Source organism: Candidatus Desulfatibia sp. (assembly GCF_036446775.1).
Classification (GTDB): domain Bacteria; phylum Desulfobacterota; class Desulfobacteria; order Desulfobacterales; family UBA11574; genus Desulfatibia_A.
On record NZ_JAZFTO010000055.1, the window covers coordinates 1 to 18,084 of the forward strand.

Annotated in this window: 14 protein-coding genes; all 14 read right to left on the minus strand. The window is 44.5% G+C overall.

From position 1 onward, the window contains the following. Positions 1-171 precede the first annotated feature (171 nt). Complete coding sequence (locus tag V3S16_RS02405) at positions 172-1,962, minus strand: ABC transporter ATP-binding protein (RefSeq protein ID WP_413883079.1); 1,791 nt, start codon at positions 1,960-1,962, stop codon at positions 172-174. A 235-nt stretch (positions 1,963-2,197) separates the two neighbouring features. After that, entirely contained in the window at positions 2,198-3,307 is a 1,110-nt protein-coding gene (gene lpxB, locus V3S16_RS02410) for a lipid-A-disaccharide synthase (RefSeq protein WP_413883080.1), read from the minus strand. Between the two features lie 135 nt (positions 3,308-3,442). After that, positions 3,443-4,408 carry a Gfo/Idh/MocA family oxidoreductase gene (locus V3S16_RS02415; protein WP_413883081.1) on the minus strand — a complete coding sequence of 322 codons (966 nt, stop codon included), beginning with the start codon at positions 4,406-4,408 and terminating at the stop codon, positions 3,443-3,445. 222 nt (positions 4,409-4,630) lie between these two features. Further along, entirely contained in the window at positions 4,631-5,401 is a 771-nt protein-coding gene (lpxA, locus tag V3S16_RS02420; protein ID WP_413883082.1) for an acyl-ACP--UDP-N-acetylglucosamine O-acyltransferase, read from the minus strand. Further along, positions 5,398-5,844 carry a 3-hydroxyacyl-ACP dehydratase FabZ gene (gene fabZ, locus V3S16_RS02425; protein WP_413883083.1) on the minus strand — a complete coding sequence of 149 codons (447 nt, stop codon included), beginning with the start codon at positions 5,842-5,844 and terminating at the stop codon, positions 5,398-5,400. Before fabZ ends, lpxA begins: the two co-directional genes overlap by 4 nt. Further along, positions 5,828-6,853: a UDP-3-O-(3-hydroxymyristoyl)glucosamine N-acyltransferase gene (lpxD, locus tag V3S16_RS02430; protein ID WP_413883084.1), complete on the minus strand. Its 1,026-nt coding sequence runs from the start codon at positions 6,851-6,853 to the stop codon at positions 5,828-5,830. The genes fabZ and lpxD overlap by 17 nt, the downstream gene beginning before the upstream one ends. A 3-nt stretch (positions 6,854-6,856) precedes the next feature. Continuing rightward, on the minus strand, positions 6,857-7,420 hold the full coding sequence (locus V3S16_RS02435; RefSeq protein ID WP_413883085.1) for an OmpH family outer membrane protein: 564 nt from the start codon (positions 7,418-7,420) through the stop codon (positions 6,857-6,859). 417 nt (positions 7,421-7,837) lie between these two features. Beyond that, positions 7,838-10,492: an outer membrane protein assembly factor BamA gene (gene bamA, locus V3S16_RS02440; protein ID WP_413883086.1), complete on the minus strand. Its 2,655-nt coding sequence runs from the start codon at positions 10,490-10,492 to the stop codon at positions 7,838-7,840. Next, positions 10,489-11,208 carry an ABC transporter ATP-binding protein gene (locus tag V3S16_RS02445; RefSeq protein WP_413883087.1) on the minus strand — a complete coding sequence of 240 codons (720 nt, stop codon included), beginning with the start codon at positions 11,206-11,208 and terminating at the stop codon, positions 10,489-10,491. The genes bamA and V3S16_RS02445 overlap by 4 nt, the downstream gene beginning before the upstream one ends. Continuing rightward, positions 11,201-12,436 carry a lipoprotein-releasing ABC transporter permease subunit gene (locus V3S16_RS02450; RefSeq protein ID WP_413883088.1) on the minus strand — a complete coding sequence of 412 codons (1,236 nt, stop codon included), beginning with the start codon at positions 12,434-12,436 and terminating at the stop codon, positions 11,201-11,203. Before V3S16_RS02450 ends, V3S16_RS02445 begins: the two co-directional genes overlap by 8 nt. A 260-nt stretch (positions 12,437-12,696) precedes the next feature. Further along, positions 12,697-14,178: a lysine--tRNA ligase gene (gene lysS, locus V3S16_RS02455; protein ID WP_413883089.1), complete on the minus strand. Its 1,482-nt coding sequence runs from the start codon at positions 14,176-14,178 to the stop codon at positions 12,697-12,699. Between the two features lie 80 nt (positions 14,179-14,258). Then, positions 14,259-15,509, minus strand: coding sequence for a two-component system sensor histidine kinase NtrB (locus tag V3S16_RS02460; protein WP_413883090.1), 1,251 nt, complete (start codon positions 15,507-15,509; stop codon positions 14,259-14,261). A gap of 168 nt (positions 15,510-15,677) precedes the next feature. Beyond that, complete coding sequence (locus V3S16_RS02465; RefSeq protein ID WP_413883091.1) at positions 15,678-16,886, minus strand: type II secretion system F family protein; 1,209 nt, start codon at positions 16,884-16,886, stop codon at positions 15,678-15,680. A gap of 88 nt (positions 16,887-16,974) precedes the next feature. Next, on the minus strand, positions 16,975-17,925 hold the full coding sequence (locus V3S16_RS02470) for a radical SAM protein (RefSeq protein WP_413883092.1): 951 nt from the start codon (positions 17,923-17,925) through the stop codon (positions 16,975-16,977). Between the last annotated feature and the right edge of the window lie 159 nt (positions 17,926-18,084).

The window sequence follows — 18,084 nt, forward strand, 5'->3', positions numbered from 1 at the left end:
GGGTAAATGATTTGAGATTTGTTATTTGGAATTTCCACTAACTTAACTACTCCGTGAATGGACACTTCTTTTCTTACTACTGACACCTGAAACCTGATTGCGAGGTTTTCGCTCAAAAAATAAATAAGTTAATGGGTGAGAACCATTTTAACAAATCGGTAATGCTCCCAATTATTCCCCAGCACTTATCGAGAAGTTACGAAATATATTGTCCTGACTGTTACTGGACTGCATCTGATAAAGTTTGAAAAATTCCCCTTGCCGTACAATCAGTTCTTCCTGTGTGCCTTCTTCCACCATCCGGCCGTTTACGATAACAATAATTCTGTCGGCATAATCGATGGTTGAAAGTCTATGAGCAATCACAAAAGTAGTACGGCCTTTCATCAGATTCTCAAGGGCCTTTTGAACCAGCATCTCCGATTCCGCATCAAGAGAAGAAGTGGCTTCGTCAAGAATTAAAATGGGAGCATCCTTCAAAAGTGCCCGGGCGATACAGATTCTCTGTTTTTCTCCTCCGGAAAGGCGCGCGCCCAGTTCTCCGATATTGGTTTCAAACTGGCCGGGAAAGTTTTGAATAAAATCATAAGCATAGGCGGCCTGTGCCGCCCTTCGGATTTCTTCATCCGAAGCTTTGTAATTGCCATAGGCGATATTGTTGCGCACGGAATCGTTAAAAAGTATCGGTTCCTGGGTAACGATGGCCATCTGATCCCGCAGCGAAGATATCGACGTCTTGCGGATATCGACACCGTCGATCATGATCGCCCCTTTTGTGACATCATAAAATCTGGGCAACAGGTTAACCAGAGAGGTTTTTCCCCCACCGCTCATACCGACCAGCGCTAAAATTTCGCCGGCCTGCACATCCAGATTGATGTCTTTTAATGTCATATCCTCTTCATATTTAAAAAATACGTTTTCGAAAGTTACCCTGTGTGGTCCGCGTTTAAGTACTACAGGGTTTTGGGGCTCTTTGATTTCTGATTTTGTCTCCATGACGTCAAAAATTCTGTCGACCGCAGCAAGCCCTTGCTGAACCGCGTTATTGAGACCGCTTAACTTCTTTACCGGATCATACAGCATTAGAACTGCAGCCATAAAAGAGAAAAATGTTCCGGCGGTGGAAGTACCCGCAAGCACCTTAGATCCCCCGTACCATATGATAAAAGCAATGCCGAGTCCGCCCAGGAACTCCATGATGGGTGAAGACAATGAGCGCGCAATAACGGCTTTCATCTCCAGTTTAAAAAGCCCGAGAGTTCTCTGGTAAAAACGCTTCTTTTCATACTGCTCCATTCCAAAAGCCTTGACGATCTTGTTGCCTGCAAAGGTTTCATGCAGAAAAGAACTTAAATCGGCCACGGTTTCCTGGTAACTGGTACTGATTCGGCGCACCCGCCTCCCGAACTCCACAATCGGAAAGAAAGCCAGCGGTAAAATTATAAAGGCAAATATAGCCATTTTCCAGTCCCGGTAAAAGATAACGATGGTCAAGCCCACTATCGTAAAACAATCTTTCAAGGAACTTGTAACCGCCGTAGAAACCATGGTCTTGACAATGCCGACGTCACCCATAACACGCGACATAAGGACACCGGTCTTTTCTTTGTGAAAAAAGGCGATCGGCAGGTCCTGAATATGGCTATAGAGGTCATCGCGCAAACGCCTGATAATGCTTTCACCCACATAATTCATCAAATAGTCCTGCCCGTACGTTGCCAGACCGCGTAGCAAGTATATCAGAATAACGGCCGCCGGAATTATCTTCAGCATTAAGGTGTCCTTATTAAAAAAAATATCATCCAGTACCGGTTTTACCAAAAAAGCAGTGGCCGCGGTGGCCGCAGCCATGACCAGCATACATGCCATTGCCAAAAATAGACGGAACCTGTTTTCCTTAATCAGGGCAAAGATCCGTTTGTGTCTATCTCTCAAGACCGGTTTTGTTATTTTTTTCAAAATCGCCATTTCTATAAAACGTATAGATGACCCAGTTTTTTTGTTTCTTAATTGTGAATTTTGAGTATTTTGTGACAAACAATTAAAGTCAATCACGAAAACACGAAAGAGGGAAAGCACGAAATTTTATTAATATCTTTTTTCGTGTTTTCGTCATTTCGTGCTTTCGTGATATTTTTTTCTTTTCCGGCCTGTCCCCGTGCTCGGCGCTTGTACGGGTTATGTAATAGCTTGGTTAAAGCATATTCAGGGCTATATCGGCAACGCGCTCCGAGGCCCCCGGCTCGCCCAGCATATCTCTTGTGCTCAAAAGCTCGTTTCTCAAACGCTCCAAACCGGGAACGTCATTTAACATCTCAAAAACTGTATCTGCTATCTTACTGGGAGAGGCTTCCCCCTGCAACAGTTCAGGAACAACCCTTTTACCTGCAATAAGGTTAACAAGGCCGATATGTTTTACACGGATCAAAACCCGGCCCAACCAGTAGCTAATCGGGGACAATTTGTAGATGATTACCATCGGTGTGCCGGAAATTGCAGATTCCAGGGTAACCGTACCCGAAGCGGCAACGACAAGTCTGCATTTTTCAAAAACTTCATCTACCCGGCCTTCGATCATCTCAAAGTTAATTAAAGCTTTGTGTTTTGCAATGATCGCTTCTACGTATTGTTTTCCTACAGCAGGAGCAACTGAAATTACAAATTTTATGTTCTTGATGCGTTCTGCCAATATTCGCGCAGCATCCAGCATCACCGGCAGATGCCTGGCAATCTCCCGGTCACGGGAGCCGGGGAGAAGTCCGACAGTAGGATTAGACTCGGCCTGCCTTTCCAAAGCATTGATCGGGGTTAAATGATCTTTGTCGAGTAAAGGATGGCCGACAAATGTCACGGGGATCTGATGCCTTTTAAAAAAATCTGCTTCAAACGGTAAAATAACCGCCATATGATTCACTACTTTTCCTATTTTTTTAACACGACCCGGCCTCCAGGCCCAAACCTGGGGGCTGATATAATAAAGCACGGGTATTTTAAGCTTCTTGGCAGTCGCAGCGACATTAAGGTTAAAATCTGGAAAATCGATCAAGACGAGCAGGTCGGGATGCATTGTTTTAAGGGCTTTTTTGGCAACCGACAGTCCTTTTAATATACTGGTTATTTTGGATAAAACCTCTGTAATCCCCACAACGGCAAGTTCGGAAGCATCAACTAAAATCCTGACACCCTCATTTTTTAGAGCCTGTCCGCCGATGCCGCAGAAAAAGAGCGCATTGTTTTTTTTTTGCATGGCATTTACCAGCTTGGCCCCGTGATGGTCGCCGGAAGCTTCACCGGCAATTATCATTATACACTTTTTTTCGGAAATGGGACCCATTGGTATTAGTAAAAATTTGCACCTAAAAATGTTCAAATCATCGTGTCGACGGATTGCCAAAACCTCAATTGAGTCTTGCTGATTGGGGTTCTTTTTGCGAATTAATCATTCGCTGGTGTCGGACAGCCGGCTGACAGAATTTTTGATCTGCTCCATAATATTTAAAGCTATTTTTAGGGCATCACGTCCCATCTGTCCCGTAACCGGTGGTGTTTTACGGTTGACGACCGCTTGTAAAAAAGATTTTATTTCATCTTCCAAGGCGTCACCTTTTGTAAAACAAAGCTGCTTAATTTCCATGCCCGGAATCAAGCCGTCATTTTTTTTACTATTCTGCCGGATAACGGTAATTTCCTGGCTCGTAAAATCGACTGACACATAGGCATCTTTTTGGAACAGTCTAATTTTACGTTCATTTTTGGTCGAAATACGACTGGCGGTAACATTGGCAACACATCCGCTTTGAAATTCAAGACGTGCATTTGCAATATCAACGTTTTCAGCGATAACAGGGATTCCCGCCGCACGGATTTCGCTGACATCTGACTTGACGAAGTTCAAAATAATATCGATATCATGAATCATAAGGTCAAGGACCACGCTGACGTCGGTGCCGCGATCCTTGTAGATACTCAACCGGTGGGACTCGATGAACATCGGATTCTGAACAATATCCTTCAGAGCAACAACTGCAGGATTAAATCGTTCAAGGTGCCCCACCTGAATGATAAGACCTTTTGATTCTGCAAAACGAATCAGCGTATCAGCCTCTTCAAGGGTGGTTGTCATGGGCTTTTCGATGAGGACATCAACATCATTCTTCAAAAAATCCATGGCGACCGTAAAATGGGATGGAGTCGGGACAACGATGCTGACAGCATCCACTTTCCCAAAAAGGTCCTGATAGGTTGAATATGCCGTGGTACGGTAATTGCCGGCGATACTCGCAGCTTGTGGCATGTTGGTATCGGCAACGCCAACAAGGTCTACCTCAGCCATACTTGCATACTTTTCAGCATGAAATCTACCAAGATAGCCGACACCGACAACACCAACGCGGAGTCTTTTCATAAACCTCCTTAGAACATTAGAGACAACGAAGCTTCGCCTCTCCGACCCCTATTCCACAGGCGGGAGCAAGCCGACGAGACTTAGAGATACTGGATACTGGATGCTCGATGCTGGATGGATAAAAAAATCCTTGTTTAATCCAGTATCAGCTTATCCCTTGCATTTTAGTGTGCTATAAAAACTTGACATAAATTATAAAATCTTTATTTAGCAGACGGCTAATCACCTGGTAATCCCGCGCTGAGAAGATTTGATGAATTCGATAAAATTTATAACCTCAGGTATCTGTTGAACCTCTGCGCGTACTCTTTCAATGGCTTCATTCAGGCTTAACCCGATACGGAAAATAATTCTGTATGCTTTTTTCAGTTGCAATAAAGTTTCTTGGGGAAACCCTTTGCGCTTCAAGCCGACATTATTTAAACCGTGCAGACTGGCCCTGTCGCCTGATGCTATAACATAGGGCGGAATATCTTTTACCACCGCAGATTTTCCGCCCACAAAAGCATAATCTCCGACCCGCACAAACTGATGAATGGCCACAAGGCCGCCGATAACAGCATAATCACCAATAATAATATGCCCGCCCAAGGTTGCATTATTGGAAAGAATTACTCCTCGGCCGGTAATACAGTCATGGGCGACATGAGTGTAGGCCATCAACAGATTCTCTTCCCCGACTTCGGTAATTCCGCCGCCCTCTGCCGTTCCCCGGTGAATAGTAACAAATTCGCGCACAGTCGTTTTAGCACCGATCTTGACAAACGACTTTTCGCCCCTAAATTTCAAATCCTGGGGAACAGTTCCGACGGCGGCATACTGATAAATTCGACAGTCCGGTCCAATGCTCGTGTACGGATCAACAACGACATGGGGTCCAATAACCGTTCCTGACCCGATAATAACGTTATCGCCGATGACTGAATAAGGACCGATGACTACATTGGAGTCGACTTCCGCCCCCGAATCGACAATTACCGTCGCATGTATCATGATTTTTCTCCAAAAGTAGCCAACAGTTCCGCTTGGGCCACACGTTTATCATCAACGCTGGCGATGCCGGACATCTTAAAAGCTTGAGATCGCTGTTTCATAAATCGAATCTCAAAGATAAGCTGGTCACCGGGAACAACAGGTTTCCGAAATTTGACCTTATCCATCCCCATAAAAAAAATCAGCGAACCCTTCTTTCCCCGATCCATGGATTCAGAAGCCAGTATGGCACCGGCTTGGCCCATGGCCTCGACAATCAGTACTCCGGGCATAATGGGCTCTCCCGGGAAATGGCCCTGAAAAAAAGGCTCGTTGATAGTTACGTTTTTCAAAGCCACAACCTTTTCACCGGGCACAAGTTCAATGATGCGATCGATCATAATAAAAGGATAGCGATGAGGTAACAATTTCATGATTTTCTGAATATCATAAGTTATCTTCATATTTCCTCAATCTTTTTTCGACTTCTGACAGTCTCTTTTTAAGTTCAGGCAACGTAGGCAGTATCCTTTGTACCTTAAGCCATATGCGATGAGGCATCGCCACCGACCCTGAAACAACTTCGCCGCTCGGCACCGACTTGGCAACACCGGACTGCGGGCCGATGATTACATTATCTCCGATGTTAAGATGACCGGCAACGCCGGCCTGCCCTGCCAATACGGCGTGTTTCCCTATGGTAACACTGCCTGAAATTCCGACTTGCGCCACCAGGATCGAATTTTCACCTACAGTCACATTATGAGCGACATGAACCAGGTTGTCGGTCTTAACGCCCTTTTGAATCCAGGTTTTGCCAAATGTACCCCTGTCGATAGTGTTGAGCGCACCTATTTCAACATCATCATCTATCTGGACAATACCGATATGGGGAATCTTGTAATACGTTTCTCCGTCAGGAGCAAAACCGAAACCATCACTGCCGACAATCGTCCCGGCATGAATAATCACCCTGTTCCCAACTCTGCAGCGCTCCAAAATTGCAACGTTGGGATGGACCTTCACATCATTCCCAATGACAACGTTGTCCCCGATAAAAACGTTGGAGGAAATATTGACACGCTGCCCTACGGTAACATTGTTGCCAATTGCTGCAAAAGGCGCAATGGAAACGTCTTGGCCGCCTGTAAATTCCTCTCCGATATGAGCCTCTGAACTTATCCCCGGTTGCGGTTTTAAAGGTGGATGAAAAATTTTAAGGACTTTAGCAAAAGCAACTTGAGGATTTTCCACCAGTACCAGGTTTTTCAAAGACGCCTGAAAATCACGGGGTACAATAACCGCCCCGGCATCGGTTGCATCGATCTGTTTTAAAAATTTTGGGTTTCCGGCCAATGTTATTGCATCACTGTGGGCTTCGTCAAAAGGGGCTACATCACGAATTCGTTTGTGGACATCCCCTTTAACCTCACCGGCGACAATCTCAGCAATTTTAGCTAGTGATATTTCCATTATCTATTTCTTCTTGGTTTTGCCCTTTTCATTTACATTCTGAGCAAATTTGGCATTGTAGATTTGGATTATTTTGTCGGTGATTTCGTTTGTTTTGGGAGTATACAGCACACCGCCCTCACGTTTTTCGAGGATAAGCAGATAACCTTGCTTTTTAGCAATATCATCAATAATCTTAAAGATATCTTTCTTGATGCGATTCACGAGCCGTTGCTCCTGCAACTTGAAATCATTCATATATTTTTTCTGTAAAGTCTTTATATCATTGATTTTTATTCTAATTTCTCGTTCTCGCTCTTGACGCATCTCCTTACTCATAACCAGCGCTTCCCGTTCAAGCTTCTTTTTTATTTCATCGATTTCAGCCCCGCGCTCCTTGAGATCGGCCTCCATTTTTTTACCCTGTTTACTGATTTCTGCCTGGGCTATTTTGCCGGCACTCGATGTCTCAAAAATTCTCTGAAAATCGACAATGCCGATTTTGGCAACGTCTGCGCCGTACAAAGGCGCCGCCAAAAAACAAAACGTTAAAAATGTTGCCACAAAAGCTATTTTAAACCTTCGCATTACTCCTCCTTTACTATTTATCAACTCATTGAGACCGCGTATCTAAGTTAATCCTAGGTTGAACGGTTCAACGTTCAAGCCCGCCCTGGCCTCCGGCTCGTAGAGACATGAGCCTACGCCTCGGAGAGCGCGACGACCGTTATCTAGGAAATCGACCCTCTGCTATTAAAAACATATGCCTGGATCCAACTTCTTGAAATCAGGTCTGGGCCAGGGGTTCCGGGTTTATGAGCCCTAACAGGCTCAATTCAAAAGAGTTACGCCTCAATAGAGGCGGCAAGCAATTCTCACCCAATGGGTGCAAGAGATCAATCCTGACATTGAGTTGTAACGTTAAGTAATGTCAAGATGTTATAACCTTTGAACCTAGAACTCTGAACCTAGAACCGATCAGTTTAGGTTAATAAAATATCCCGGCTAAAAGAATACCCCGCCCATTGAAAACTCCCAGCGCCCGCCTTGGCCCCGGCCTTCTTCGGGATCAAGGATGTATCCATATTCAAGGCGGATGGGACCTACGGGAGAATACCACCTAAAACCGTATCCGACGCTTTCACGCATGTTGCCCAGATCAAGATCCTGATCATTGTTATATACATTGCCGGTATCAAAAAAGGCCACGCCCCAGACACCGGCATCCTTAAACAGAGGATGCTTCAGTTCAATGTTAATCTGGATAAATTTGTCTCCCCCAACCTTGGATTCAACACCATTTTCATTGATTTCTATTGGGCTTATGTCCCGCCAGTCAAAACCGCGCAGGGAATTTATACCGCCCAGATAAAACCGTTCCCAATCCGGGAGCGTCTTGCCGGAGTGCCCGGCGACATAACCTGTTTTGCCATGTAAAACACCCACTAAATCCTTAAATAACGGTATAAACCATCCGGTTTCCGCCAAATACTTTGTAAAGCCGATATCGCCCCCGAGACCGGCATATTGCACGGAGATATTGTGTTTTGACCCCTCCGTAGCATTAAAAAAACTGTTCCTGGAATCATATTGCAGCCCTGTAGTTATGCTGCTCTCTACATTGGTTCCTTCAAGTTTCCTAATGGAATCTGAAGCATCAAGGGTAACATTTTTAATGTCCGCATCCTCGTATTCATACCTAACAGTGGCGCGGGTATAGTCAAGAATCGGATAGCTGGACCACACTCCCCCGCCGAAGCTTTCCTTGTCGTACGTATCATAATCCCTGTCCAGTTTGAAAATCTTAAAACCGGCTGACCAAGGAATATCAAACAACCACGGTTCGGTAAAACTCAGGTTATACTGGGTTGTCCTCCCGCCCAGCTCGGCCTTCAACTGTAGGGTTTGGCCGCGCCCGAAAAGATTTCTCTGTGAAGTCGAAAACATCATAAAAGCATTCTCAACGCTGCTATAGCCGCCGCCGAAGGTGAAGGCACCCGTGGGTTTTTCAGCAACGTCAATCTTTAAGACCATCTTGTCGTCGCTGCTTCCCTGCAACGTGTTAACCTTGACTTCTTCGAAGTAATCCAGGCGGTACAGATTGCGTACGCCGCGTTTTAATCCTTTTCCGTTGTACAATTCCTGTTCATAAACTTTAAGCTCCCGACGGATTACCTTGTCTCTTGTCTTAGTGTTTCCGCTGATAATGATGGTTTCAAAATAGACCTGTTTATTCTTTTTAACATCATAGGTGATATTGACGATCAACTTTTCGGCATCCTGGTGAATACGTGGTGCTATTTCGGCGTAGGCATAACCTTCGTCAGCGTAAAAATCGGTCAACGTAAGCACATCGTTACGGACAACTTCTCGGTTGAAAAACGTTTCTTTAGTAATTTTCAGTTTTTCCAGCAATTCCTCTTTGGGAAAAATCAGGTCACCGGCAATATCGATATTTCCGACCTCAAATCGCGGTCCTTCAACAATTTTAATTGTGATATATATCCAATTTTCTTTAAATTCAATATTCGGTTCCCCTACTTTGGCTTGTATATAACCACTGTTGTGATAAAAGGCCGAAAGCTTGGCAATGTCCTGGTTTAGGTCCGCCGTATTCATATCGCCGGACGACGTCAGCCATGAAAAGAAGCCTTTTTCTGACGTTTCCATCATTTTTTTTAATTTTTTGTCTTTATAAGCTGTATTGCCTTCAAAAACGATTCTTTTTATACGGACCTTTGCTCCTTCGGCGATAACAAATTTGACAATAGCCTGATTTTTTTCAAGGTACTCAATATTATAAGTAATTTTGACGTTGTGATAATTTTTTTCCTTGTAAAGATCTTCTATTTGCCTAACACTGTCGTGGATTGTTTTGATGTTCAGTATTGAGCCCGTTCTGATGGCTAACACTTCTTGTATATCTTCATCTTCGATACGCCTGTTGCCCTCTATGCGAATTTTTCGGACGTTCGGTTTCTCCTTTATCCTGAAGGTGATGGTCTTTCCTTCAGTTCCGTCTTCAGCCTCAATGCGGATATCATCAAAATACCCCATGGAATATACAGCCTTTAAGTCATCCGAAAGGCTCTTGGCCAGCATGATGTCGCCCGGAGCGGTTTTGATAACCCGCAGGATAGCATCAGACTCTATCCGCTTGTTGCCTTTAATCAGCACCTTGGCAACCTTTTCGCGCTTAAAAATCTTCATCCCGATTTTATCAGCAAGCTCCTTCACGGTTCCCAGGAGAGTCTCTATGCTTTTTCCTTCCACGAAAAAAACATTCGGTGGCGCCTCACCAAAGGTCTCGATCATCTTTGCGTCCATGCTGAACCGCTGCCCAATCCAGGTTAAACTTCCCCAAACAATATAGTCGGCACCACTCTTAACGCCCAAATTACGGATGCCGTCGACCCCTGCGGCTATTTTGCCCCTCAACTCGGGTTTTAACTCCAAATCCACAACAACCGCACCATCCTGTTTTAAATGTTTCTTGATAATCCCGGCGATTTCGGTTTGCATATAAGCAAGGTCTTTTACTGAATGGACTTCAAACGGCAACACAGCAACCCGAACCGCCTCCAGCGGACAAGCAGTATTAGGCACCAGCGTCAGGATCACGATAACAAACAAGACTAAACATCTTTTTACATTGTTCAATTTTCCAGCTCCACCAGTTTGCCGTCAATAATTGTCGCACGGCGTGACATATAAGATGCAAGTTCCATATTGTGGGTTATTACAACCAGCGTAACACAAAATTCACGATTCAGTTCCAAAAGCAAATTGTGGACCTGCTCGCTGTTTTTCTTGTCCAAATTACCGGTAGGCTCATCGGCCAGAAGCACAACCGGTTTAAGAACTAGGGCTCTCGCCAGGGCCACTCTTTGCAGTTCACCTCCTGAAAGTTTGCCGACCCTGTAGAATAAGCGATCTTTGAGCCCAACCCTGACAAGAATTGGTTCCGCCGCTTTCCGAGCTTTTTTTTTGCCCAGCCCTTTAATCAATCCCGGCATCATCACATTTTCAAGTGCTGAAAACTCGGGGAGAAGATGATGAAACTGGAAGACATATCCTATAAACTCGTTTCGAAATCTTGCCAGCTTTAAACTGTCAAAAAGGAATACATCCTCGCCTTGAAACAAAAAGGTCCCGCTGTCGGGCCGGTCCAGCGCTCCAAGCAAGTGAAGTAGCGTAGATTTGCCGATTCCGGAAGCGCCAACAACTGCAATCGTCTCTCCGGCATCCAAATCAAGATTTACCCCTTTGAGGATATCTATGCGGGAACCGCTGTTATTGAAACTTTTGCATAGCTCCCTGACAACGATCAATCGATCCGCAGCAGTCTTTTTGTCGGTTTTTTCAGACCTAACCATAACGAATCGCCTCAGCAGGATTGAGTTTGGATGCCTGATGTGCGGGATATAGCGTTGCCAAAAAACATATCACTATGGCGGCCGCGGCAATCAAAAAAACATCTAAAGCCTCAAGTCTTACAGGGAGGGTCGTAATATAGTAAACATCCCCCGGAAGCTCGATGAATTTGTATTTTTCCAGTATTTTACACAGAAAAATCCCCAGACAAATTCCCATCCCAGTGCCGACTGAACCGATGATCATCCCTTTGAAGATGAAAATTTTACGGATGCTTTTATCCGTGGAACCCATGGCTTTTAATATGGCTATATCTTTTGTTTTGCCCATTACCATCATGATCAGCGTGCTGGCGATGTTAAAGGCGGCTACCAAAACAATCAGCGCTAAAATTATAAACATAACCGTCTTTTCCAGCTTAAGCGCCGAAAAGAGATTGTGGTTCATCTGCATCCAGTCCCTGGCCCAGTATGGGAACCCCAGGCCGGCAACAATCTTTTCGGCAATCTTCTTGGCTTGATAGATATCATTGACCCGCACTTCGATACCGGTCACGGAATCAGACATTCTTAGGATTTTCTGAGCATCCTGCAGATGAACGTAAGCCAGTGAACTGTCATATTCATACATGCCGGCTTCAAAAATACCTGCCACCTTAAACCGCTTCATAGCCGGTAAGTATCCCACAGGAGATAGCATGCCTCTGGATGATATCAGAGCAACAACATCACCGACAACGACCCCCAGACTTCTGGAAAGCTCCTGGCCTAAAATGATCCCGGGCATAGAAGCGGTCATACCTTTTTCCTTATGCATCTTATCTAAATTTTGCAAAAAATCGCTTTCTAAAATTTTAATTACCCGGCCGGCGGATTGAGGGTCAATGCCCCTGAGCACAACACCGGCAACACCGGATGAGGTGCGCAGCATGACTTGACTGTAAATAAACGGCGTTGCCGCTGCAACTCCCTCGAACTTGTTTACATATTTTGACACGCTTTGATAATCGCTAAAAGGTTCGCCGTGACGCATTAAAACCACATGCGACTCAACTCCCAATATACGGGACTTCAAGTCGGCTTCAAAGCCGGTCATAACTGCAATTACTACAATCAGGGCCATAACCCCTATCGCAACACCGGCTACGGAAAGAAAAGTAATTAATGAAAGAAACGTTTCTTTCTGTTTAGCTCTGAGGTAGCGACCACCTATGAAGTATTCAAAAGACATGCGATCGTTATTGATTGTGTTTAGGTTTAAAACTGTATAGCATATAAGTAATTATTTCATATTATTGAGGAAGATGCTGGATTCTGGATACTCGATGCTGGATAAAAATGTTAAAAAACTAGATAATTATCAAGTATCCAGAATCAAGCATCAAGTATCTCTCACCTGGTGGAAAAATAGTCTTCAATTCGTATTTGAATTGGAAACCCCAAAATCTTTTAAACACTGTATATACTTTGTGTTTTGCGCCATGCCCCGCGTTAGTCCCCTTTCGGCTTCATGTGCGGAAAAAGAATAACCTCCCGGATAGAATCAGAATCGGTAAGCAGCATGGTAAGTCTGTCTATCCCTATCCCCTGGCCGGCGGCCGGCGGCATTCCGTATTCCAGCGCTTCAATGTAGTCTTTGTCCATTAAGTGGGCCTCTTGATCACCGGCTTCGCGGTCAGCCATTTGCTGCAAAAAACGGTCTTTTTGATCAGCAGGGTCATTCAGCTCTGAAAATCCGTTGGCAATCTCATGCCCCGCGATAAAAAGCTCAAAGCGATCCGTAAGGTCGGGATCTTGATCATTTCTTCTGGAAAGCGGAGAAACCTCCACCGGATATCCGGTAATAAAGGTGGGCTGGATAAGTTTTGGCTCCACCAAAACATCAAACAGCTTGGTAATGATTTTTCCAAGACGGCCGGTTTTGGTTACTTTAATCCCCTTGGAAGCAGCAAGTTCAAGAAGTTTCTCTTTGTCTTTAAGTAAATTTGCATCTACACTGCCGTACTCCTCCAGGGCCGCAGAAAGGGACACGCGGCGCCATTTGGCGCCCATATCTATGGTGGCCCCCTGATAGCTAATTGTGGTTGATCCGGCCACCGCCTCGGTCACATATGCAAACATCTTTTCGGTCAAGTCCATCATGTCTTCATAGGTAGCATAGGCCTGATAAAACTCCAGCATGGTAAATTCCGGATTGTGACGGGATGAAACGCCCTCATTCCTGAAATTTCTGTTAATTTCAAAAACCCTTTCAAAACCACCGACAAGCAAACGTTTTAAATAGAGCTCAGGAGCGATTCGCAGAAAAAGGTCCATCCCTAAAGCATTATGATGAGTGACAAACGGTGTGGCTTCGGCCCCGCCCGGAACGGACTGCATCATGGGTGTTTCCACTTCAAGAAAATCCCGCTCAAGCAGAAATGTACGTATCGCCTGAATGATTTTGCTCCGTTTAATAAATATCTTGCGCACATCTGAATTCACGATTAAATCAATGTAGCGCCGACGATAACGCTTTTCAGGATCTTTGAGCCCGTGGAATTTTTCCGGAAGCGGCCGCGTCGACTTGCAGACCAGCTTTAATTCATGGGCCAACAGCGTCCATTCACCGGTTTTGGTTTTGAACATGGCGCCCTTTAAACCGACAAAATCTCCGATATCAAGCTGTTTAAAAAGACCGTAAGCCTTATCTCCAATTTTGTCTTTCCGAATATATGCCTGCAGCTGGCCGGTGCGATCCCTGAATCTGATAAAGGATGCTTTTCCGAATCGGTTGATCGCCATCATACGCCCCGCGACTACAAATACAAAATCTTCATCTGTCGAAGAATCTGGAACCTCTTCAAGTGAGCTAACAATATCCCTAACTGTGTGGACAACATTAAAATCGTTGGGGAAAAGATCTATTTTTTTATTTTTTAAATCCTCTATTTTTTTTCTGCGCTGCCCGATGAGATCACTTGCTTTTTCCATTTAACAATTCGCCTATTCGTGGTATTTTATAAACATTTCGTACGGTAAACCCTTTTTGCTAACCTATTTACCAAAAGGTGTCAAGCCGAAGTTGGGGGGTCAGTACGCTTTAACTGCATCCTAATGACTGTCCCCTGGTCGACTCTGCTCTCAATTTCCAGCCAAGTATTGTAGGATTCGAGTATGCTGTGAACTATGGAAAGACCCAGGCCGGTCCCATTGATTTTGGTAGTAAAAAAAGGGTCAAAAATCGACTTGATCAATTCCGGCGACATTCCACAGCCATTATCAGCAATCATGATTTCAGCATAGTTGTTTTTTAAAGGATACATTTTCAACTCGATATACCCTTTTCCGGCAATCGACTCAGCTGCGTTTAACAAAAGGTTCCAGAGAACCTGGCGCAGATGGATTGGATCCATTGCGACCCAGATATCAGGTGCAAAATCTTCTTTAATCGAAATCCTTCCAAAACAACTACCGTCTTTTTCAAAAAGCCTGACCGTTTCTGCCAAGTCGCTGTCGAGCTTTATCTTTTCGACTTTGGCGGCCGGAGGCTTGGCAAACAAAAGAAAATTATTAGCCAGGACACTTAACCGGTCTGTCTCCCGCAGAACGATCTGCATCAATTTGTCATGCTCAGGCTGATAGCGAATCTCTTGCCTTAAAATCTGGATCGAGCCCGCCAGTGAAGCCAGCGGATTCTTGATTTCATGGGCCATACCCGCCGCCATTTCACCCATGTAAGCCAACTTCTCAACTCGTTTGACACGTTCTTCCAAGGCCAGCAGCTCATCTTTTGTCTTTCTGATCTGTTCCGACAAAAGGCTGCTTAAAAACGCCACGGCAAAGCAAGCCACCATAATTACCAATATTTTAAAAACAACATGCCCTCCGGGATAGTTAACGGCTGTAAAGCTCCCCTCCATAACAAACGGATTAATAAAACCGTAGTATTCAAGATCAATCATGATCCCGTACTGGATACTGCACAGCGCAGCCATTATTATGATGCCTTTTCTGAAAAGGAGCATACTCGAATAGATAATCACAACAAGGTAAAGAAATGAAAAAATGCTTGAAAAACTGCCGGTTACGAAAATGATCAACGTTACTATAAATGTGTCAACAGCGATTTGAACGTATGTAAAGATATGTGTGCGTTTTAATCGGGGCAGAATTACGGCGTAAATAAATGAAAGCAGAAAGATAGCGGCGATAAGGCCGTATAAGACCAAAAGAGGTTTGGCCAGCGGCGAAGGACTCTCTGAAAGCTGCAGTATAATCGTGGAACCAAGCAGCAGGGAAGTAAAAAGGAGCCGAAAGAACATAAGCCATTTAAGCCTATGATAATATTCACTTTCGGACGTCAAAAAGGAGTTGGGCATAGATAACAAAGGCTCCACGCCCAGAGGGCATGTCTCTTGGATTAACCCTGAAAGGGTTGATTATAAAAAGTTTAAGCTCCGAGGTTCGAATCTAGAGTTTTGACGAATCGATCAACCCAGTGCAGCTGCCATTTTGAATATGGGCAGATACATTGAAACGACCAGTCCGCCGATGACCACACCCAGAAACACCAGCATAAACGGTTCTATCAATGCGGTCATGTTTTCCACAGCCTGGTCGACTTCTTCGTCATAAAAGTCGGCGATTTTCCCCAACATGTCATCGAGAGCGCCGGTGGATTCACCGACCGCAATCATCTGGCACACCATGGACGGAAAAACCCCGCTTTCAGCAAGAGGGTCGGACATTGTACGACCTTCGGCAATCGCAGCACGGGTCTCGTATACCGCCTTTTCAATGGTTTTGTTGCCGGCTGTTTTAGCAACAATTTCCAGTGAATCTAATATCGAAACTCCGCTGGAAAGCATTGTTCCCGTGGTACGCGTAAACTTGGAAACGGCAGCTTTGCGGATTAAAGCCCCGAATACCGGCAGCTTCAGAGCAATGTCATCACAAATCACGCGACCCTTTTCGGTACCATAAAACCTCTTTGCAACAAATATAAATGCAACGATACCACCGATAATAAAGTGTATATTACCTTTAATAAACCGGCTCATATTTACACAGATCTGGGTGGGTATCGGTAGCGCACCTCCCATACCGGAAAACATCTCTTCAAATACAGGAATAACGAAAACCATGATGATGCCAACCACAACGGCGGCGATGACCATGGTTACAATGGGATATGTCATGGCACCTTTGATCTGGGCTTTTAGTTTGGCCGCTTTCTCCAAAAATACGGAAAGCCGTCGTAGAATCGTGTCAAGAATACCGCCGGCTTCACCGGCTGCAATCATATTGACGAAAAGATCATCAAACTGCTTGGGATATTTCCGAAGTGCTTCTGCAAAGGTTTGGCCGCCTTCAACATTGTTTTTTATCTCTTTCAACATCTTTTTAAAAGTAGCGTTCTCCTGCTGAGAATGAAGAATCTCGAGACATTGAATAATAGGTAGTCCCGCGTCGATCATCGTGGAAAATTGCCTGCAAAAAAGAATTATATCAGCCTGCTTCACTTTGGGCTGCATAAAAGCGACATTTTCAAAAATATCCTTGGGTTTTGGTTTGATCTTAAAATTCGTAATCTTACGCCTTATCAATTCGTTGCGTACGGCATCTTCGGTAGGAGCTTCAATTTCTCCCTTTTTGGTTTTATTGTTTTTATCTTTTCCCTTCCACACAAAAGCTGGCATGATCAATCCTCCCTCTCAAATGGAGACCTGCTGGAACATATTAAACCGGTACTCTTAAGGTGAGACCTTTGCAAGGGTCTCATATGAGTCAATTTCGCTTCATATAAAAGGTTCCCCTGGGCATCTTTTTTTTGGTGATCGCCCCTTTCTCAATCAAGGCATAAAGATGCCTTCGAACCTCTTTAACATCGGCATCCAAAAGCCGTGAAGCATCATTGGCTGTGCACGGTCGCCGTTTGATGGTTGACAAAAGGCGCTGGAAAAAATCATCGCCAAAATTGCAATTGCTTTGATCTGATTTTAAATGCTTAATAATCTCAGCATTATATAAATAAGCGGCTATGTCCGTCAATGCCTTTTTGCCGGCAGACTTTACCCAGGGTTCGGTACCGGGCCGGTCAAGCGTGTTCAGTTGAACTCTGTCTGGCGCCAGGATATTTAAGACACTTTTTATTTCCTTTAGCTCGCTTTCGCTGTCATTATAGCCGGGAACCAAAAAAACTTCAATCCAGAACTGTTTCGTGAATTTATTTCTGAAAGCAATCAAGCCTTCAAGAATCTGAGAAAGCCCCAATTCCCGGTGCGGCCTGTTTATTCGTCTGAAATTATTTTCATACACAGCATCCAGAGATACTTTTACAAGATCCAAATCAATAATTTCAGCTCTGACATCGGATCTATAAAAAAGAGAGCCGTTGGTCAGCAAAGCAAGTTTATGCTGTGAAAAACCAGTTTTTATAAAACTAACAAGCTCTCCAAAACCACTGTGGAGCGTCGGCTCACCAGCACCCGAAAATGTTACAAAATCGAGTTGTGGGCCACTTGCTAAAAAGGCTGTAAGTTCTGCTTTGACCCGTTTCAGTGGTACATATTCTTTGCGCTTTAAGGTCAGATGGGTGGTTTTCCCACACTCACAGTAGACACAATCGAGCGTGCATGTTTTGTGAGGCACAATATCAACACCCAGGGACGTGCCCAACCGCCGGGATGGAACAGGCCCGAAAATATATCTGTAACCTGAATTTTGTTTTTTTGTCATTTACAGTATGATACCAAAATATTATTATAATTCAGTATCATATTCTTACCAAAACAACAACAGCTTTACAAATAAAATCGCTTTGCGATTTTATACAATGCGGCTTCGCCGCTCTTTTATTGAGTGGACGAGTCGATCTTGGCTCTTCATTAAGGGGTT